We start from the raw sequence: 17,404 nt of genomic DNA on the forward strand, positions 1-17,404 counted from the left end.
TTCAGCCCTGCAGCGGCGGCGCGACGACGACGGTGGAGAACGGCTCCTCCTCGTCGTGCGCCAACTCGTCGATGAGGGCCACGCCCTCGGCCCAGCTCGTCTCCCGTACGTCCGTCAGACCGAGGGCCGTCACCACCTCCGCCCGGTCGGCCGTTTGAACCGCGAGCCACGACAGCCAGCAGGCGCGTATGAAGGAATCAGCGGTGCCCATGGCCCGCATCGTAGGGGCGGCCTCAGACAGTCAGTGGCACCGCGTGGATCTCGTCCGCCTTGTGGCCCGCGCGTTCGTGGATGCGTTGGACCGCTTCGGCCGAGGGGGCCTCCGAGAGGCAGTAGACCGTGCCGGACTCCGGGTCCGCCCAGGCTTGTTCGAAGTGGACGTTCTCGTCCTTCTCTATGGCGAGGTCGGCCTGGTGGGCCTCGCGCAGCTGGTCGGCGGTGATGCCTTCCATGCCGTGGTGTACGTCCATGAACCGGGTCATGGTCCGACACCTCCTTCCCGTTCCGTCCTCCCCTCCATGCTGCGCCCGGCATCCCGCCCGTGCGACCGCACAGCGAGGGCCCCGGCGCACACACGCACCGGGGCCCTTCACGTCGTACGAGATCCCGTCGTACGAGATCCCGTCGTACGAGATCCCGTCGTACGAGATCCCGTCGTACGGGAGACAGTCGCCCTACGTCAGTCAGCCGCACTGGCAGGGATTGCCCGACTGGCACCCGCACCCGCAGCCCGAGCCGCAGCCGCACGCGCCGATCAGCATCAGGTTCCTGATCTCGGCGGGCTGCTCGGTCTCGCGTTCCTGGGTGGGGTCGGGTGTCTTGCTCGGGGTTTCGGCCATGGGTCCTCCTCGAGGCAGGGGTCTGAACTCTCGGCCCTCGGATCAGACCCTGTGCCCATTGCATGCCCGCCCCGCAGGTCGCATCAACGGCGCACAGAGGCTTGCGCACGCCCCGAACAGGCACCCGCGCGCCTGACGTCAGGCCCCCTCCACCCCCGTCACCGGCTGGATGTCCGCCGTCAGCTCGTCCGCGTGCTCACCCGTCACCAGGTACACCACCCGCTTCGCCACCGACACCGCGTGGTCGGCGAACCGCTCGTAGTAGCGGCCCAGCAGGGTCACGTCGACGGCCGTCTCGATGCCGTGCTTCCACTTGTCGTCCAGCAGGTGCTGGAAGAGCGTGCGGTGCAGCAGGTCCATCTCGTCGTCGTCCTGCTCCAGCTGGAGCGCCAGGTCGACGTCCTTGGTGATGATGACCTCCGCCGCCTTCGCCATCAGGCGCTGCGCGAGCTGGCCCATCTCCAGGATGGTCGCGTGCAGGTCGTGGGGGATCGCGCGCTCGGGGAAGCGCAGGCGGGCGAGCTTCGCGACGTGCTGCGCCAGGTCGCCCGAGCGCTCCAGGTCCGCCGACATCCGCAGCGACGTGACGACGATCCGCAGATCCGTCGCCACCGGCTGCTGCCTCGCCAGCAGGGCTATGGCCCGTGCCTCCAGGTCGTGCTGAAGGTCGTCCACCTTCTGGTCGGCCTCGATCACGCTCTCGGCCAGCTTCAGGTCGGAGTCGAGGATGGCCGTCGTGGCGCGCCCGATCGCCGACCCCACCAGCCGGGCCATCTCCACCAGACCGTCGCCGATCGAGTCCAGTTCCTCGTGGTACGCGTCCCGCATCAGGGGTCCCTCTCTTACGTCTGCCTCGGGGGTTCCGGGGGCCAGAACCAGCCTCCGGGAAGCCCGGGAAGGCTCCGGACGACCGGCGCTGTGAACCCCACGCTCCCACGTTCGGCCCTGTACGCGTCGTTTTCCGCCACCCCAAATGAACCATCCCTGGCTCCAAGGTGAACTCTGGGCGACGAGTGTTCGAGCTCGCACCCCGATGGCTGTGGCCAGGACCGATCCCGTGCCTAACCTGGATGCATGGACGTGAACGCGGCGGTCGCCGCAGCGGCAGCGATCGCCGGAGTGCTCACCGGCGTGATCGCCATGCTGGCGTTCCGCTTCAGCGAGCGGGAGCAGAAACGCCCCACACGTACCTCCCTGCACACCGACCCGGTGCTTCCGCCGGGCGTGGACACCGTCCTGTCCGTGCTCCGTTCCTCCGCGGTCGTCCTCGACGAGGCCGACTCCGTCGTCAAGGCCAGCTCGGCCGCGTACGCGCTCGGCCTGGTCCGGGGCGGGAAGCTGGCCGTGGAGCCGATGCTCCTGATGGCCCGGGACACCAGACGGGACGGGGAGATACGACAGGTCGAACTGGACCTCCCCAGGCGTGGCACCGGGCGCGGGGAGGCCCTCGCCGTCTCGGCCCGCGTCGCGCCCCTGGGATCGCGTCTGGTGCTGCTTCTCGTGGAGGACCTCACCGAGGCCCGGCGCATCGAGGCGGTACGGCGCGACTTCGTCGCGAACGTCAGCCATGAGCTCAAGACGCCGGTCGGCGCGCTGTCCCTGCTCTCCGAGGCCGTCATGGACGCGTCCGACGACCCGGAGGCGGTGACCCGCTTCGCCGGGCGGATGCAGATAGAGGCGACCCGGCTCACCAACCTGGTGCAGGAGCTCATCGATCTGTCGAGGGTCCAGAACGACGACCCCCTCGAGGACGCCGAGCCCGTCCGCGTGGACGAACTCGTCGCCGAGGCCATCGACCGCTGCCGCCACCAGGCCGGCACCAAGCAGATCACGATGGCCTCCGGCGGTACGGCCGACCTGAGGATCTGGGGCAACCGCGGCCAGCTCGCCGCCGCCCTCGGCAACCTCGTCGAGAACGCCGTGAACTACTCCCCGGCCCGCACCCGCGTCGGCATAGCCGCCCGCCGGGTGACCGCGCCCGGCGGAGAACTCATCGAGATCGCCGTGACCGACCAGGGCATCGGCATCTCCGACAAGGACAAGGAGCGCATCTTCGAGCGCTTCTACCGCGTCGACCCGGCCCGCTCCCGCCAGACGGGCGGCACCGGCCTGGGTCTCGCGATCGTCAAACACGTGGCCGCCTCGCACGGCGGGGAGGTCACGGTGTGGAGCTCCGAGGGTCAGGGCTCCACCTTCACCCTGCGACTGCCGGAGGCGGGGGCCGCCCGCGACCGCGCACCACACCAGTCCGGCCTCGACGACGAGACCGGCGGGCCCACCGACTCATCCCCGTACGAACCGCTTCCCGCCCCGGAGGTCCTTCCGTGACCCGAGTGCTTGTCGTCGAGGACGAGGAGTCCTTCTCCGACGCCCTGTCGTACATGCTCCGCAAGGAGGGCTTCGAGGTCGCAGTGGCGACCACGGGCCCCGACGGACTCGACGAGTTCGAGCGCAACGGCGCCGACCTCGTCCTCCTCGACCTGATGCTGCCCGGTCTGCCGGGCACCGAGGTCTGCCGCCAGCTGCGCGGCCGTTCCAACGTCCCGGTCATCATGGTGACCGCCAAGGACAGCGAGATCGACAAGGTTGTCGGCCTGGAGATAGGAGCCGACGACTATGTCACCAAGCCGTTCTCCTCACGCGAGCTGGTCGCCCGTATCCGCGCCGTACTGCGCCGCCGCGGCGAGCCCGAGGAGGTCACCCCGGCCGCCCTGGAGGCGGGCCCGGTCCGCATGGACGTGGACCGTCACGTGGTCACGGTCTCCGGCTCGAAGGTCGATCTCCCTCTCAAGGAGTTCGACCTCCTCGAGATGCTCCTGCGCAACGCGGGCCGGGTCCTGACCCGCATGCAGCTCATCGACCGCGTCTGGGGCGCCGACTACGTGGGCGACACCAAGACCCTCGACGTCCACGTCAAGCGCCTGCGCGCAAAGATCGAGCCCGACCCCGGGGCGCCGCGGTACCTGGTGACGGTCCGGGGGCTCGGATACAAGTTCGAGCCGTAAACCGTCGTACGACGAACGAAGGGCGGGGCCTCCGGAGAGGTCCCGCCCTTTCTCGTACGACTGTTTACTCGGCCGCGCTCTCGCTCGCCGAGGCCGAGGCCGATGCGGACGCCTCGCCGGACGGGGTCGCCGAGCCCGTGGCGGACTCCGTCGGGGACGGGGAGGTCTCCGCGGGGGTCGACGGCTTCTCGGTCGGGCCCCACTTCTCGAAGTAGGTCTTGGCCGGGACGACGAAGGCCTGGAGGCTCACGTCACCGGTCTTGCTGAAGGAGAAGGTGACCTTCTGCGCGTCGCCGTCCTTCAGGGACTCACGGCCGCTGGACAGGACCGCGGTGGCGTTGTCCTTGCCACCGAGGACGAGGGAGCCGCCGGCCGGGATGGTCAGCTTCCCCTTGCCCTTGGCGGCGGACAGCTCGGCGGCGCCGGCCCCGTCCACGGTGATCGCGTCCAGCGTCTGCGCGCTGGTGCCGCTGTTGAACAGGGTCGCGGAGATCACGGCCGGGCCGGTGGACTCCAGGTCGGGCTGGGTGATGACGACGGCGTTCTGCACCTTGATGTCGCCGACGGTGGTGGCCGCGTTGTCCGGCTTGATCTCCAGCGTCTGGGCGTTGTTGCCGGCGCCGCACGCGGCGAGCGAGGCGATCGAGAACGCGATGGCGGCGGCGGCGAGGGCGCCGCGTCGAAGGCTGCTGCTCACGGCGGCGGCAACTCCTTGACTCGAACGGGCGGGCACTGCATAAAGCCGCCCTAAGTGTCTGTCAGCGGCCTTAGGTTACCGAGCCGTTCCCGCGTCACCGCACCCGACCCTCCCCTTGAGCTCTCGGCTTCCCTCAGCAGGGGGTAGCCGGCGCGAGAAGGAGGACGCCGAGTCACTGCCTTCACAAGTGACTCCCGAGTCACTTTGGCACCGTTCTCGTCCGGCATTCACATAAGAGCTCCGCGCCACCGCTCGCAAATCTTCAGTGAAGGATTCCGTGATCGCCCACGGAATTGATCACCGGGTGATCCGGTGGGCGCTCGTGATTGCGCGTGATTGCGTGTGATCAATTCCGGATTCGGCGCGGAAGCGACTCCGGGTACCGAACGGAGTAGCGGAAGTCGCACACGTGGAACCAGACATATGGGGACGTTCGTCCTTCCTGGAAGCCCTCCGGATGCGTGTAACGTACGCGTTTCACCTCCCCCGGAGAGCCGCTCCGACCTGCGAATACCTTCTTCCGCTCGGCCTCCGCAGCACGTTCCTGTTGCTGTTGTCAAGCCCCGAGATATGCCCTGACCTGCGAAAACGCCATTCAGAACGCGCAGTTTCCGTGTTACCCTGGATAGCCACGGAAGGGGTACCTGTCACATGACGTTCAAGGTTGGCGACACCGTGGTCTATCCCCATCACGGGGCCGCGCTGATCGAGGCCATCGAAACTCGCCAGATCAAAGGCGTGGACAAGACCTACTTGGTGCTGAAGGTCGCCCAGGGTGACCTGACGGTACGTGTGCCAGCGGACAATGCGGAGTTCGTCGGCGTGCGTGATGTGGTCGGTCAGGACGGGCTGGACCGGGTCTTCGAGGTGCTGCGCGCGCCGTACGCCGAGGAGCCCACGAACTGGTCCCGTCGCTACAAGGCAAATCTGGAGAAGCTCGCCTCCGGCGATGTCATCAAGGTCGCGGAAGTAGTGCGTGACCTGTGGCGTCGTGAGCGCGAGCGTGGACTCTCCGCCGGTGAGAAGCGCATGCTCGCCAAGGCCCGCCAGATCCTGGTGAGCGAGCTCGCCCTCGCGGAGAACACGAACGAGGACAAGGCCGAGGCCCTGCTCGACGAGGTTCTCGCGTCCTGACGACGCCCGCTGCCGCCAGGTCAGCACTCTGAAAATGCCGCGGTGCCCGATGACACATTTCTGTCGCCGGGCGCTGCGGCATGTCCATGCCCGGACACCGTTCGCCGTACGTTGTACGCCGTACGTTCGCACGCGACCGTACGGTGCGACCACTGGAATGGGGCCCCCGCTACCCGGCGCCCCCGATACTTGGCGTGCCGGGCCCGGGCAGCTGGCTCGACCGGCGCGTCACGGAAGGGTCCGGTCAAGGCGTCGCGCCCGGCACGCTGTCTGTCGTACCCACGTTGGCCGAGCACACAAACCTGACAGGAACCGATGTCTGACGATTCGCGCCCTTCGCCCGCGACAGCCCGTGCCGAAGCCCGCACGGCGGTCGTGATCCCGGCCGCCGGCCGGGGCGTACGCCTCGGTCCGGGCGCCCCCAAAGCACTCCGCGCGCTGAACGGCACCCCGATGCTGATCCACGCGGTCCGCGCGATGGCCGCCTCCCGCGCGGTCTCCCTGGTCGTCGTCGTGGCCCCGCCCGACGGCGCCGCCGAGGTCAAGAGCCTCCTCGACGCGCACGCGCTGCCCGAGCGCACCGACTTCCTGGTCGTCCCCGGCGGCGCCGAACGCCAGGACTCCGTGAAGCTCGGCCTGGACGCCCTGCCGCCGGACTACGACATCGTCCTCGTCCATGACGCCGCCCGCCCGCTGGTCCCGGTGGACACCGTCGACGCCGTCATCGAGGCCGTACGGGACGGCGCGCCGGCCGTCGTGCCCGCGCTGCCTCTCGCCGACACCGTCAAGGAGGTCGAGCCCGCCTCGGCCGCGGGCGACCCGGAGCCGGTCGTCGCCACCCCCGAGCGGGCCCGACTGCGTGCCGTGCAGACCCCGCAGGGCTTCGACCGGGCCACCCTGGTCCGCGCCCACGAGACGATCATCGACAACGTCACCGACGACGCCAGCATGGTCGAGCAGCTCGGTCTGACCGTCGTGGTCGTGCCCGGCCATGAGGAGGCCTTCAAGGTGACCCGCCCCCTCGACCTCGTCCTCGCCGAGGCGGTCCTGGCCCGCAGGAGGCTCAACGATGGCTTCTGAGTTTGTGTTGCCGCAGGTCGGCATCGGTACCGATATCCACGCCTTCGAAGAGGGCCGCGAGCTGTGGTGCGCCGGGCTGAAGTGGGAGGGCGAGGGGCCCGGCCTCGCCGGTCACTCCGACGCTGATGTCGTCGCGCACGCCGCCTGCAACGCGCTGTTCTCCGCGGCGGGCCTCGGCGACCTCGGCCAGCACTTCGGCACCGGTCGGCCCGAGTGGTCGGGTGCCTCCGGGACCACCTTGTTGACGGAGGCCGCGCGGATCGTGCGGGACGCCGGTTTCCGGATCGGGAACATCGCCGTACAGGTCGTAGGACCGCGTCCGAAGATCGGCAAGCGGCGGGGCGAGGCGCAGAAGATCCTGTCCGAGGCGGCCGGGGCACCGGTGTCGGTGTCGGGCGCGACCACGGACGGACTCGGCTTCCCCGGCAGGGGCGAAGGACTGATGGCGGTGGCGACCGCACTGGTCGTACGAACCCGAGGATGAACCCGAGGATGACTGTTATCCACATCCGTCCGATGCACTAGGCATCGCCTACTACCCTGGTCTCGTGACTATTCGCCTGTACGACACCAGCGCCCGGCAGATCCGTGACTTCACCCCGCTCACGCCGGGCTGCGTCTCGATCTACCTCTGTGGTGCCACCGTGCAGGCCGCACCGCACATCGGGCACATCCGGTCGGGGCTCAACTTCGACATCATGCGCCGGTGGTTCGAGTACCGCGGCTATGACGTGACGTTCATCAGGAACGTCACGGACATCGACGACAAGATCATCACCAAGGCGGCCGAACAGGGCCGCCCCTGGTGGTCGATCGGGTACGAGAACGAACGCGCCTTCAACGAGGGCTACTCCGCCCTCGGCTGCCTCCCGCCCACCTACGAGCCGCGGGCCACCGGCCATGTGACCGAGATGGTCGAGATGATGCAGGGCCTCATCGAGCGCGGTCACGCCTACGAGGCGGACGGCAACGTCTACTTCGACGTGCGCTCGTTCCCGGGCTACCTCGAGCTCTCGCGGCAGGAGCTGGACAACCTGCTCCAGCCCGCGAGCGACGGCGAGACCGGCAAGCGGGACCCGCGCGACTTCGCGATGTGGAAGTCCGCCAAGCCCGGCGAGCCCACCTGGGGCACGCCGTGGGGCCGCGGGCGTCCCGGCTGGCACCTGGAGTGCTCGGCCATGGCGCACAAATACCTCGGCACCGCCTTCGACATCCACGGCGGCGGCCTCGACCTGATCTTCCCGCACCACGAGAACGAGATCGCCCAGGCCAAGGCCTTCGGCGACGACTTCGCCCAGTACTGGGTCCACAACGCCTGGGTCACCATGGCGGGCGACAAGATGTCCAAGTCGCTGGGCAACAGCGTGCTGGTCAGCGAGATGGTCAAGGCCTGGCGCCCGATCGTGCTGCGCTACTACCTCGGCACCCCGCACTACCGCTCGATGATCGAGTACAGCGAGGAGTCGCTGCGCGAGGCCGAGTCGGCGTTCGCCCGCATCGAGGGCTTCGTGCAGCGCGTCGTCGAGAAGGCCGGCCATGTCGAGCCGTCCGCCGAGGTGCCGCCGGCGTTCGCCGAGGCCATGGACGACGACCTGGGCGTCCCGCAGGCGCTCGCCATCGTCCACACCACGGTCCGCCAGGGCAACTCCGCCCTGGCCGCCGACGACAAGGAAGCCGCCGTGGCCCGCCTCGCCGAGGTCCGCGCCATGCTCGGCGTCCTCGGCCTGGACCCGCTCGACCCGCACTGGGCCGGCGAGACCGACCGCGGCGAGGATCTGCACGGCGTGGTCGACAGTCTCGTACGCCTCGTCCTCGACCAGCGCGAGGCCGCCCGCGGACGCAAGGACTGGGCCACCGCGGACGCCATCCGCGACCAGCTCAACCAGTCCGGACTGGCCATCGAGGACAGCCCGCAGGGACCGCGCTGGAGCCTCGGCCCCCGCTGAGGTCCCTTCCGGTCACGAAGATCGATTGTGCCGTCCGGCTCTCCGGGCGGCACACTTCATAGACGTACGAACATTTCGACGACGTAGGACAGGTAGGTCATGGCAGCCAACAACCGCCGCATGTCCGGCAAGAAGGGCGCGCAGGTCGGCAGTGGCGGCCAGCGGCGCAAGGGTCTTGAGGGCAAGGGGCCGACCCCGCCCGCCGAGATGCGCAAGAAGCACAAGAAGAACCGCATCGCGACCGCCAAGGCGAAGCAGGCGGCGCGTCGGCCCGTGCCGCGCGGCCGGGGCGGCAAGGGCACGTCCGAGATGGTCGTCGGCCGTAACCCCGTCGTCGAGGCGCTGCGCGAGGGCGTGCCCGCGACGACGCTCTACGTCCAGCAGTTCATCGACAACGACGAGCGGGTGCGCGAGGCGCTCCAGCTCGCGGCCGAGCGCGGCGGGATCAACCTCATGGAGGCCCCCCGCCCCGAGCTCGACCGCATGACCAACGGCCTCAACCACCAGGGGCTCGTGCTCCAGGTCCCGCCGTACGAGTACGCGCACCCCGAGGACCTCGCCAGCGCCGCCTACGACGACGGTGAGGACCCGCTGATCGTCGCGCTGGACGGCGTCACCGACCCGCGCAACCTCGGCGCCGTCGTCCGCTCCGTCTCCGCCTTCGGCGGTCACGGGGTCGTCGTGCCCGAGCGGCGCGCGGCCGGCATGACCGCCGGTGCCTGGAAGACGTCCGCCGGTACGGCCGCCCGGACGCCGGTCGCCCGCGCCACCAACCTCACGCGCGCGCTGGAGGGCTACAAGAAGGCCGGCATCGTCGTCGTCGGCCTCGCCGCCGACGGCGAGCACGAGGTAGGCGAACTGGACGCGCTCGACGGCCCGGTCGTCATCGTGGTCGGCAGCGAGGGCAAGGGCCTGTCCCGACTCGTCGGCGAGACCTGCGACTTCCGCGTCCGCATCCCGATGCCGGGCGGCGCCGAGTCGCTCAACGCCGGTGTGGCGGCGGGGATCGTGCTGTACGAGGCGGCGCGTCGGCGGGGCTGAACACCCGTACCCATCCTCACCCGTACGGGGTAATCGGGGTGTTCTGCACAAGCTTGACGGGGTCCGGACAGATCCGGGCAGTCAAAGCAGTGTCCTAAACACACGTCACTCGGTTAGATGAGTGTGGACACCAGAACACCCCGCACACCCACGGGGGACCGCTCGTCGGGCTTCAACTCCGGATTCGCCTCCGGACTCGACGACGCTCCCGCGCTGAGCATGGTGAAGGTGCCGAGCGATCCGGCGCAGATCATCGTCAATCACGCCAGCTTCCGCGTGCAGTTGGGCGCGACGACGAGACGCGCGGCCCAATCCCCGCGGATCGCCCGGCACTTGAGCGCCACCGAGGACACCGCCCGGATGCCCGCCGTCGGTGCGGCGCGCCGCCGACCGGTCGTCTGGAGCGGCAAGTCCGCCCCCGACGACACCGGCGCCCACCGCCTGCTCCAGGCCGTGCGAGGCGGCGTCCGCCCCGTCGAGGAGCCGGCCGCCGACGCCGGAGCCACCCAGGTCATCCCCCGCATCGACGTCGACGGCGGCTACGACCCCGGCTACGACGACGCGTTGACCCAGACCGTCGAGACGCCCGTCGTCGGCGCCCAGCGGACCCACGAGCCGCTGCTGCCCGGCATGCGCACCGTGGGCAGCGCCTACGACGAGGAACTCGCCTACGCGGACGAGCAGTTCGCCGAAGCGGTCGACGAGGAGACCGGCACCCCCGGCAGGCGCCACGGCGACGACCCCGCCCGGCACGCCTACTACCCGGGCCGCCGGATGAACCTCGGCGTCGTCCTCCTGCCGCTGCGCATCTTCCTCGGCTTCATCTCCATCTACGCCGGCATGGGCAAGCTGTGCGACCCCGTCTACTTCGACGGCGGCAAGCGCGGCTCCATGGTCAAGTGGCTCAACACCCTGCACCCCTGGGAAGTCGCCGAGCCGCTGCGCCAGTTCGCGCTGCACCACCCCGTCGGCTCCGGCCTGGTCATCGCCTTCCTCCAGGTCATCGTCGGCGTCCTCACCATCCTCGGCTGCTGGCAGCGCGTCGCCGCCGCCGTCGGCGCGATGCTCTCCGCCGCGCTGCTCCTCACGGTCAGCTGGAAGAGCGTCCCCGCCTACGACGCGCCCGACATCATCTACCTCGCCGCCTGGTCGCCGCTGATCATCGCCGGCGCCCCCGTCTACTCCATCGACGGCCGCCTCGCGGGCAGCGCCTGGCGTCGCCTCGGACCCCGCTCCGACATCTGGGACCTGCGCCGCTACGTCCTGCGCCGCGGCGCCCTGGTCAGCGCCATCGTCATCGGCCTCACGCTGCTGATCGGCTCCCTCCTCGGCGGTGCCGTCCGCGACGCCGACCGGGTCGTCGTCCCCGGGCCCGGCGAGGCCCCGCGCAACGAACTCCCGGGCTCCCCGCTGCCGCAGGACCCGGCCAAGCACAAGAAGCGCCCCTCGGCCTCCACGTCGCCCACCCAGGGCGCCACGGCCGGTTCCACCCCCACCGGCGCCGCGACCACGCCGGGCGCCACCCGCGACACCAGCACGGCCGGCACGCCCAGCCAGACGCAGGGCACCGGCCAGGCGCCGCCCCAGCAGTCCTCGCCGGCCCAGCAGGCACCCAGCACCAGCTCGGGCCCGACCGGCTCCACCGGCGGCACCGGCTCCAGCGGAGGAACGGACACGGGAGGCACGTCCTCCGGTGAACCGGGCCTGGTAGGCGGCCTGTTGGGGTAGACGGGCCGGTGGGAGGCATCCTCGGGCAACCCACCGGCTGAACCGCGGGCCCGACGACGAAGGGCCCCGCACAGCGACTGTGCGGGGCCCTTCGTGACGTACAGGCTGCTGCTAGCGCCCCAGCGCCGCCAGCTCCTTCGCGGCCTCCGTCAGGTCCTTCGCCGTGTCGATGGCCCGCCAGTAGGCCCCCTGCGGGATCGGGAAGCCGGCCAGCCGCAGCTCGCGCGCCAGATGCGGGAACGTCGTCCGCTCGTGGTCCCCGCGCTCCGGGAGCATCTCGGCGAACTCGGGCGAGAACACGTACACACCGGCATTGATCTCGTACGTCGTCGGCGGTGCCTCGATGAAGTCGGTGATGTGACCGAACCCGTCGGTCTGCACGGCACCCCACGGAATCCGCGGGCGCGCCAGCGCCAGCGTCGCCACCGCGTCGCGCTCGGTGTGGAAGTCGGCCATCTCGCGCAGCGAGAACCGGGTCCAGATGTCACCGTTGGTCGCGAACCAGGGCTTGTCGGGGTGCGGGAGATGCGCCGCCGCGTACTTGAGGCCGCCACCGCGGCCGAGCGGCTCCGTCTCGACGACGGTCGTCACGTTCACCGGCAGATCGGCGGAGTCCAGCCACTTCTGCAGGACGTCGGCGAGGTGGCCGCAGCTGACCACCACATCGGTCACGCCCTCCTCGGCGAGCCAGGCGAGCTGATGGCCGATGATCGGCGTCCCCGTACCGGGGATCTCGACCATCGGCTTGGGCCGGTCGTCGGTGTAGGGGCGCAGCCGTGAACCCTGGCCACCTGCCAGGACGACGGCTTGAACGGGGCGGGACGCGGCGTTCGGATCGGTCATGACCGAACTGTACGTGGCGTCCCGCTCGCGGCTTCTGCCGGTAACCGTTCCTTATTCAGCCGTAACCTTCCACAAGCGGAAGGACGGCTTCAGCGGGCCTGTCGCAGGCCCTAGTTGTGCGAGGCCGCCACACCCGTGGCGAAGGAGGTGTCGCAGACGGGACGGGCGTACGACTGCGCCCGCGTCGGGCCGTACACCCGCACCGCCGCGCGGCCCAGTGCACGGGCGATGGACGCGCAGTGCTTCGCGAGCGACGGGCGGTCGTTGACGGCCTCCTGGAGGTGGGTCAGCGCGATGCCAGGGTTCTCCTCCTGGAGCTCCGCCAGGAGCTTGTCGCGCAGCACGTCCTGCGGGGCACGGGCCTTCGCACGCGCCGCCGAGATGTCGGAGGCGGTGAGCACCGAGTCCGAGGGGCTCCCCGTCCAGTTGACCCGGGTGACCGCGAGGGTCCCGGAGAGCACCAGGAAGACGGGCAGGACAAGGGCGAGCGTGCGGCCGATACGGCGGGCGGGGCCCCGGCCGCGTCGCGTCTGTTGGTTAGTGGAGTGCTTCACGCGTGTGAGGGTAGCGCGGGGTGATGATTTGGCGACATTTAGTCACCGGTTCGGGGGATGAACTGGTGCCTCGAATTGGGTAAGGCGTTGACGCACACGGCTCGAAATGCCCGGTCTGCCGGGGTATTTGGGTGCGGTCCCGACAGCGCGAAGAGGGCCCCGCAGCGGTCTGCGGGGCCCTCTTCGTCAACCTGGGTGATTTACCCGGGATTCTGCTCAGTCCGACAGACGGGCGCCCGTCGAGGTCGAGAACACGTGGGTCTCGCCCGCGCGCGGGACGACGTGCAGCGTGCTGCCCTTCTCCGGGACGTCACGGCCGCTGACGCGGACGACGAGGTCCTTGGAGTCGTCGCCGACCTTGGCGGTGCCGTAGACGTACGCGTCGGCGCCGAGCTCCTCGACGACGTTCACGGTGACCGCGAGGCCCTGCTCGGAGTCCGAGCCGGCCACGTCGAAGTGCTCCGGGCGGACACCGACGGTCACGGTCTTGTCCGTGGCGGCGGAGAGCGCGTCACGGTCCACCGGCACGACCGACTTGCCGAACTTCACGCCACCGTCGGTGATCGGGACCTCGACCAGGTTCATCGCGGGGGAGCCGATGAAGCCGGCGACGAAGAGGTTCGCCGGACGGTCGTACATGTTGCGCGGGGTGTCGACCTGCTGGAGCAGACCGTCCTTCAGTACGGCGACCCGGTCGCCCATCGTCATGGCCTCGACCTGGTCGTGGGTGACGTAGACGGTGGTGATGCCGAGACGGCGCTGGAGCGACGCGATCTGCGTACGGGTCGAGACACGGAGCTTGGCGTCGAGGTTCGACAGCGGCTCGTCCATGAGGAAGACCTGCGGCTCACGCACGATGGCGCGACCCATGGCGACACGCTGGCGCTGACCACCGGAGAGCGCCTTCGGCTTGCGGCCCAGGTACTCGGTGAGGTCGAGGATCTTCGCCGCGTCCTCGACCTTCTGCTTGATCTCGGCCTTCGGCACGCCGGCGATCTTGAGCGCGAAGCCCATGTTGTCGGCGACCGTCATGTGCGGGTACAGCGCGTAGTTCTGGAACACCATGGCGATGTCCCGGTCCTTCGGCGGCAGGTGCGTGACGTCACGGTCACCGATGCGGATCGCACCGCCGTTGACGTCCTCGAGCCCCGCCAGCATGCGGAGCGAGGTGGACTTGCCGCAGCCGGACGGGCCGACCAGGACGAGGAACTCCCCGTCCTCGATCTGGATGTCGAGCGCGTCTACGGCGGGCTTCTCGGAACCCGGGTAGATCCGGGTCGCCTTGTCGAACGAGACAGTGGCCATGGTGATGGGCCCCCTTCTACCGGCAGGAACGTGCCGGACGATCCGTTGTAGGAAGGTGGTGGTGTAGTCCACACAGGTGAACTTGAGGGGACGCTACCTGGCGTTCGCCCGATCTGTCAGTAGTCCAGGGCATGTGAACTTCGTCGAAATTTTCGAGAGGGCTCCGCCGGGACCTGGGTACACTGCACGGGCGCGTACGCGACAGCCGTACGTCTGCCTCCTTAGCTCAGATGGCCAGAGCAACGCACTTGTAATGCGTAGGTCGTCGGTTCGAATCCGACAGGGGGCTCCAAAAAGCGGGTGCGGGCCGGGCCTCCCGCGTCTCCCTGTTACCCCTGAGTGACCTGCCGGGTGTCAGGGTGGGGGCATGCGCGTACTGATCGTGGAGGATCACAAGGATCTCGCGGAGAGTGTCGCGAGGGGGCTGCGGCGGCATGCCATGGAGGTCGAGCTCGCGCACGACGGTGAGCAGGGGCTGAGCCGGGCCTCCAGCGGGGTCTACGACGTCGTCGTCCTCGACCGTGACCTGCCGCTCGTGCACGGGGACGACATCTGCCGGGCGCTCGTGCGGCAGGGCTGTCCGTCGCGGGTGCTGATGCTCACCGCCGCCGGGACGCTCGCCGACCGGGTCGACGGTCTGGATCTCGGCGCCGACGACTACCTCGCCAAGCCCTTCTCCTTCGCCGAGCTCATCGCCCGCGTCCAGGCCCTGGACAGACGCGACCAGCCCGCCGTGCCGCCCGTCCTCGTCCGCGGCGACATCGAGCTCGACCCGGCCCGCCGCACCGTGCTGCGCGGCGGGCGCAGGCTGGAGCTGTCGCCGAAGGAGATGGCCGTCCTGGAGGTGCTCCTCGCCGCCGGGGGCGCCGTCGTCTCCGCCGAGGAACTGCTGGAGCGGGCCTGGGACCGGGACGCCGACCCGTTCAGCAACGCGGTCAAGGTCACCGTCAGCCGGCTGCGCCGCAAGCTCGGCGACCCGCCGGTCATCGAGACGCTCCCGCACGTCGGCTACCGGATCTGACGCCTCCCCCGTGGGCGTTGTTGCGACGCGGGGGGCCGTGCGCCAGCCTGTGAAGGTGGTAACCCGGCTGTGACCGGGGGTGGGGCAGCCTGGGGTCCGTGGCGCGTGTCTCGTAGGGGGAATGATGAGGGTGCTGGTGGTCGAGGACCACACGGAGCTCGCGGACTCGATCACCAGAGTCTTCCGCCGCCAGGGCCTCGCGGTCGACACGGCCTACGACGGCTCGACCGCGCTCGACCTCGTCGAGGAGGTCGACTACGACGTCGTCGTCCTCGACCGAGACCTCCCCGACGTGCACGGCGACGACGTCTGCGGCGAACTCGCCGCCAAGGGCGTGCGCACCAAGGTGCTCATGCTCACCGCCGCCGCCTCCATCGCCGACCGCGTCGAAGGCCTCGGTCTCGGCGCCGACGACTACCTCGCCAAACCCTTCGCCTGGCCCGAACTCCTCGCCCGCACCCGCGCCCTCGGCCGGCGCGCCCACCCGGAGCGGCAGCCCGAACTCGTCCGCGGCGCCCTGCGCCTGGACCCCGCCCGCCGCACCGCCAGCCACTCCGGCACCCAACTGCCCCTCACCACCAAGGAGTTCGGCGTGCTCGCCTATCTGCTCGGCGCCGAGGGACGGACCGTCCCCGCCGACGAGCTGCTCGCCAAGGTGTGGGACGAGGTCGCCGACCCCGGCACCACCACCGTCAAGGCGACCGTCAACCGGCTCCGCGCCAAGCTCCTCGACGCCTCGGTGATCCAGACCGTGCCCGGCCGGGGCTACCGGGTCTGACATGGCACCGCCCGTCCTCGTCCGGCTCGCCCGAACCCGCGACCGCGTCCTGCGCTCCGCCCCCGCGTCCTGGCTGCGTGCCGTGGCCCGGCGCCTGACCCCGCGCCGGGTGCGGGTCCGCTTCGCGGTCCTCTTCGGACTGCTGTTCATCGCCTCCGGCGCCGTCCTGCTCGGCATGACCTATCTGCTGGTCAACCGGCCCACCCACAGCAGCGTCGTCAAGTACGAGATCAACGGCGACGCCGACCGGCAGCCCACGATCCACATCCAGCCCGGCGGCCAGGGCGGCGACGCCCCGCCGCCCGAGTTCGCGCTCGACGCCCAGCTCCGCGACCAGGCCGCCCGGATGCACGAGGCCCAGATGCACGACCTGCTCGTGCAGTCCTGCATCGCCCTCGCCATCATGGCCTGCCTCTCCGTCGTGCTCAGCTGGCTGCTGGCCCGCCGGGTGCTGCGCCCCATGCGCACCGTCACCGCCGGCATCCGCAGCATCTCCGCCCGCAACGTCCACGAACGCCTCGCCGTCGAGGGCCCCGGCGACGAGATCAGCGACCTCGCCGACAGCGTCGACGGCCTCCTCGACCGGCTGGAAGCCGCCCTGGAGTCCCACAAACGCTTCGTCGCCAACGCCGCCCACGAACTGCGCACCCCGCTCACCGTGGAACGCGCCCTCCTGGAGGAGTGCCTCCTCGACCCCGACGCCACCGCCGACTCGTTCCGCGAGAACTTCGAGCGCCTGCTGCGGATCAGCACCCACCAGGGCGCCCTGCTGGAGTCCCTCCTCACCCTGGCCGTCAGCGAGCGGGGCATGGACCGCACCGAGCCCGTCGACCTCGCCGAGGTCGTCGAGTCCGTCCTGCTCACCCAACTGCCCCCCGACCATCGGCACGGCGTACGGATCGTGGACCGCACCGAACCCGCCCAGGTCGCCGGTGACACCGCGCTGCTGGAGCGGCTGGTCGCCAACCTCGTCCACAACGCCGCCTACTACAACGTGCCCGACGGCACCGTCGACGTCACCGTGCGCTGTCACGGCCGGCACGCCGTCCTCACCGTCACCAACACCGGGCCCGCCGTCCCCGAGGAACGCGTCGACCAGCTCTTCGAGCCGTTCCAGCGCATGAGCCGCACCGCCGGCGACGGCCACCACGGCCTCGGCCTGTCGATCGTCCGCGCCATCGCCGCCGCCCACGACGCCGCCCTCTCCGCCCGCCCCGGACCGCACGGCGGACTCGTCGTCGAACTCTCCTTCCCGCTCCTTGTCAAGGACGGCGAGCGCTACGAGATCTGGCCGCAGCCCCGCGCGGCGACCGCGTCCAAGTGACCAGAACGGCCGGTTGGACGACGCCCTTCGCTAGGTATTGTTCTGATTGACCGGCCCCGGTCGTGAACGGGTTATGACGACGTTTCACCGGGCTTTTCGGTCCACGGGG

Annotated in this window: 19 protein-coding genes and 1 tRNA gene; 12 read left to right on the top strand and 8 right to left on the bottom strand. The window is 70.1% G+C overall.

Annotation, left to right across the window (positions count from 1 at the left end):
* Position 1 precedes the first annotated feature (1 nt).
* From IQ210_RS45815 to phoU, 4 genes are all read right to left on the bottom strand, one after another.
* Positions 2 to 211, bottom strand: a complete 210-nt coding sequence (locus IQ210_RS45815) for a hypothetical protein (RefSeq protein ID WP_194085184.1) — start codon at positions 209 to 211, stop codon at positions 2 to 4.
* 22 nt (positions 212 to 233) lie between these two features.
* A complete protein-coding gene (locus IQ210_RS45820; protein WP_194085185.1) occupies positions 234 to 482 on the bottom strand; it encodes an SCO4226 family nickel-binding protein in 249 nt (82 codons plus the stop codon).
* 201 nt (positions 483 to 683) lie between these two features.
* Positions 684 to 839, bottom strand: coding sequence for a hypothetical protein (locus tag IQ210_RS45825; protein ID WP_194085186.1), 156 nt, complete (start codon positions 837 to 839; stop codon positions 684 to 686).
* A gap of 138 nt (positions 840 to 977) precedes the next feature.
* Positions 978 to 1,667 (bottom strand): phosphate signaling complex protein PhoU, encoded by a 690-nt coding sequence (gene phoU / locus IQ210_RS45830; RefSeq protein ID WP_097265766.1) that lies wholly within the window; start codon positions 1,665 to 1,667, stop codon positions 978 to 980.
* 246 nt (positions 1,668 to 1,913) lie between these two features.
* On the opposite strand from phoU, the gene IQ210_RS45835 reads away from it, so the two are divergent.
* Positions 1,914 to 3,167, top strand: a complete 1,254-nt coding sequence (locus tag IQ210_RS45835) for a sensor histidine kinase (RefSeq protein WP_194085187.1) — start codon at positions 1,914 to 1,916, stop codon at positions 3,165 to 3,167.
* Positions 3,164 to 3,844 carry a response regulator transcription factor gene (locus tag IQ210_RS45840; RefSeq protein WP_015659563.1) on the top strand — a complete coding sequence of 227 codons (681 nt, stop codon included), beginning with the start codon at positions 3,164 to 3,166 and terminating at the stop codon, positions 3,842 to 3,844. The genes IQ210_RS45835 and IQ210_RS45840 overlap by 4 nt, the downstream gene beginning before the upstream one ends.
* A 64-nt stretch (positions 3,845 to 3,908) precedes the next feature.
* Here IQ210_RS45840 and IQ210_RS45845 read toward each other — a convergent pair whose 3' ends face one another.
* The gene (locus IQ210_RS45845; RefSeq protein ID WP_194085188.1) at positions 3,909 to 4,541 is read right to left on the bottom strand and encodes a copper chaperone PCu(A)C; all 633 of its coding nucleotides are present in this window, start codon (positions 4,539 to 4,541) and stop codon (positions 3,909 to 3,911) included.
* A gap of 651 nt (positions 4,542 to 5,192) precedes the next feature.
* Between IQ210_RS45845 and IQ210_RS45850 the strand changes: the two genes are divergently transcribed.
* The 6 genes from IQ210_RS45850 (at position 5,193) to IQ210_RS45875 (ending at position 11,470) form a co-directional block, all read left to right on the top strand.
* Positions 5,193 to 5,675 (top strand): CarD family transcriptional regulator, encoded by a 483-nt coding sequence (locus IQ210_RS45850; RefSeq protein ID WP_003953493.1) that lies wholly within the window; start codon positions 5,193 to 5,195, stop codon positions 5,673 to 5,675.
* Positions 5,676 to 5,990: 315 nt separating this feature from the next.
* On the top strand, positions 5,991 to 6,755 hold the full coding sequence (gene ispD / locus IQ210_RS45855; RefSeq protein WP_194085189.1) for a 2-C-methyl-D-erythritol 4-phosphate cytidylyltransferase: 765 nt from the start codon (positions 5,991 to 5,993) through the stop codon (positions 6,753 to 6,755).
* Positions 6,745 to 7,239 (top strand): 2-C-methyl-D-erythritol 2,4-cyclodiphosphate synthase, encoded by a 495-nt coding sequence (ispF, locus tag IQ210_RS45860; RefSeq protein WP_194085190.1) that lies wholly within the window; start codon positions 6,745 to 6,747, stop codon positions 7,237 to 7,239. The genes ispD and ispF overlap by 11 nt, the downstream gene beginning before the upstream one ends.
* Positions 7,240 to 7,303: 64 nt before the next feature.
* Positions 7,304 to 8,701, top strand: coding sequence for a cysteine--tRNA ligase (cysS, locus tag IQ210_RS45865; protein WP_194085191.1), 1,398 nt, complete (start codon positions 7,304 to 7,306; stop codon positions 8,699 to 8,701).
* 99 nt (positions 8,702 to 8,800) lie between these two features.
* Entirely contained in the window at positions 8,801 to 9,742 is a 942-nt protein-coding gene (gene rlmB, locus IQ210_RS45870) for a 23S rRNA (guanosine(2251)-2'-O)-methyltransferase RlmB (RefSeq protein ID WP_126272841.1), read from the top strand.
* A gap of 117 nt (positions 9,743 to 9,859) precedes the next feature.
* Positions 9,860 to 11,470 carry a DoxX family protein gene (locus tag IQ210_RS45875; protein ID WP_194085192.1) on the top strand — a complete coding sequence of 537 codons (1,611 nt, stop codon included), beginning with the start codon at positions 9,860 to 9,862 and terminating at the stop codon, positions 11,468 to 11,470.
* A gap of 111 nt (positions 11,471 to 11,581) precedes the next feature.
* On the opposite strand, the gene IQ210_RS45880 is transcribed toward IQ210_RS45875, so the two are convergent.
* The 3 genes from IQ210_RS45880 to IQ210_RS45890 form a co-directional block, all read right to left on the bottom strand.
* Positions 11,582 to 12,313: a nucleotidyltransferase family protein gene (locus tag IQ210_RS45880; protein ID WP_194085193.1), complete on the bottom strand. Its 732-nt coding sequence runs from the start codon at positions 12,311 to 12,313 to the stop codon at positions 11,582 to 11,584.
* A 110-nt stretch (positions 12,314 to 12,423) separates the two neighbouring features.
* The gene (locus IQ210_RS45885) at positions 12,424 to 12,867 is read right to left on the bottom strand and encodes a hypothetical protein (protein WP_194085194.1); all 444 of its coding nucleotides are present in this window, start codon (positions 12,865 to 12,867) and stop codon (positions 12,424 to 12,426) included.
* A 216-nt stretch (positions 12,868 to 13,083) separates the two neighbouring features.
* Positions 13,084 to 14,172 carry an ABC transporter ATP-binding protein gene (locus tag IQ210_RS45890; protein WP_194085195.1) on the bottom strand — a complete coding sequence of 363 codons (1,089 nt, stop codon included), beginning with the start codon at positions 14,170 to 14,172 and terminating at the stop codon, positions 13,084 to 13,086.
* Positions 14,173 to 14,387: 215 nt separating this feature from the next.
* Here IQ210_RS45890 and IQ210_RS45895 point away from each other — a divergent pair.
* The 4 genes from IQ210_RS45895 to IQ210_RS45910 all read left to right on the top strand — a co-directional run bounded on the left by IQ210_RS45895 (position 14,388) and on the right by IQ210_RS45910 (position 17,295).
* Positions 14,388 to 14,464: transfer RNA gene (locus IQ210_RS45895), tRNA-Thr, on the top strand.
* Between the two features lie 75 nt (positions 14,465 to 14,539).
* Entirely contained in the window at positions 14,540 to 15,193 is a 654-nt protein-coding gene (locus tag IQ210_RS45900; protein ID WP_194085196.1) for a response regulator transcription factor, read from the top strand.
* Between the two features lie 124 nt (positions 15,194 to 15,317).
* Entirely contained in the window at positions 15,318 to 15,971 is a 654-nt protein-coding gene (locus IQ210_RS45905; RefSeq protein WP_194085206.1) for a response regulator transcription factor, read from the top strand.
* Between the two features lies 1 nt (position 15,972).
* On the top strand, positions 15,973 to 17,295 hold the full coding sequence (locus IQ210_RS45910; RefSeq protein ID WP_194085197.1) for a sensor histidine kinase: 1,323 nt from the start codon (positions 15,973 to 15,975) through the stop codon (positions 17,293 to 17,295).
* Positions 17,296 to 17,404 lie beyond the last annotated feature (109 nt).

It is taken from the genome of Streptomyces justiciae (assembly GCF_015163075.1).
Lineage (GTDB): Bacteria > Actinomycetota > Actinomycetes > Streptomycetales > Streptomycetaceae > Streptomyces > Streptomyces justiciae.

Excerpts from the sequence above, each read along its gene's own strand:
- IQ210_RS45875 (WP_194085192.1), top strand. The coding sequence starts at position 9,860 with ATGAGTGTGGACACCAGAACACCCCGCACACCCACGGGGGACCGCTCG.
- IQ210_RS45890 (WP_194085195.1), bottom strand. The coding sequence starts at position 14,172 with ATGGCCACTGTCTCGTTCGACAAGGCGACCCGGATCTACCCGGGTTCC.
- IQ210_RS45850 (WP_003953493.1), top strand. The coding sequence starts at position 5,193 with ATGACGTTCAAGGTTGGCGACACCGTGGTCTATCCCCATCACGGGGCC.
- IQ210_RS45900 (WP_194085196.1), top strand. The coding sequence starts at position 14,540 with ATGCGCGTACTGATCGTGGAGGATCACAAGGATCTCGCGGAGAGTGTC.
- ispF (WP_194085190.1), top strand. The coding sequence starts at position 6,745 with ATGGCTTCTGAGTTTGTGTTGCCGCAGGTCGGCATCGGTACCGATATC.
- IQ210_RS45905 (WP_194085206.1), top strand. The coding sequence starts at position 15,318 with ATGAGGGTGCTGGTGGTCGAGGACCACACGGAGCTCGCGGACTCGATC.
- IQ210_RS45835 (WP_194085187.1), top strand. The coding sequence starts at position 1,914 with ATGGACGTGAACGCGGCGGTCGCCGCAGCGGCAGCGATCGCCGGAGTG.
- IQ210_RS45825 (WP_194085186.1), bottom strand. The coding sequence starts at position 839 with ATGGCCGAAACCCCGAGCAAGACACCCGACCCCACCCAGGAACGCGAG.
- phoU (WP_097265766.1), bottom strand. The coding sequence starts at position 1,667 with ATGCGGGACGCGTACCACGAGGAACTGGACTCGATCGGCGACGGTCTG.
- IQ210_RS45910 (WP_194085197.1), top strand. The coding sequence starts at position 15,973 with ATGGCACCGCCCGTCCTCGTCCGGCTCGCCCGAACCCGCGACCGCGTC.
- IQ210_RS45815 (WP_194085184.1), bottom strand. The coding sequence starts at position 211 with ATGGGCACCGCTGATTCCTTCATACGCGCCTGCTGGCTGTCGTGGCTC.
- ispD (WP_194085189.1), top strand. The coding sequence starts at position 5,991 with ATGTCTGACGATTCGCGCCCTTCGCCCGCGACAGCCCGTGCCGAAGCC.
- IQ210_RS45880 (WP_194085193.1), bottom strand. The coding sequence starts at position 12,313 with ATGACCGATCCGAACGCCGCGTCCCGCCCCGTTCAAGCCGTCGTCCTG.
- rlmB (WP_126272841.1), top strand. The coding sequence starts at position 8,801 with ATGGCAGCCAACAACCGCCGCATGTCCGGCAAGAAGGGCGCGCAGGTC.
- IQ210_RS45820 (WP_194085185.1), bottom strand. The coding sequence starts at position 482 with ATGACCCGGTTCATGGACGTACACCACGGCATGGAAGGCATCACCGCC.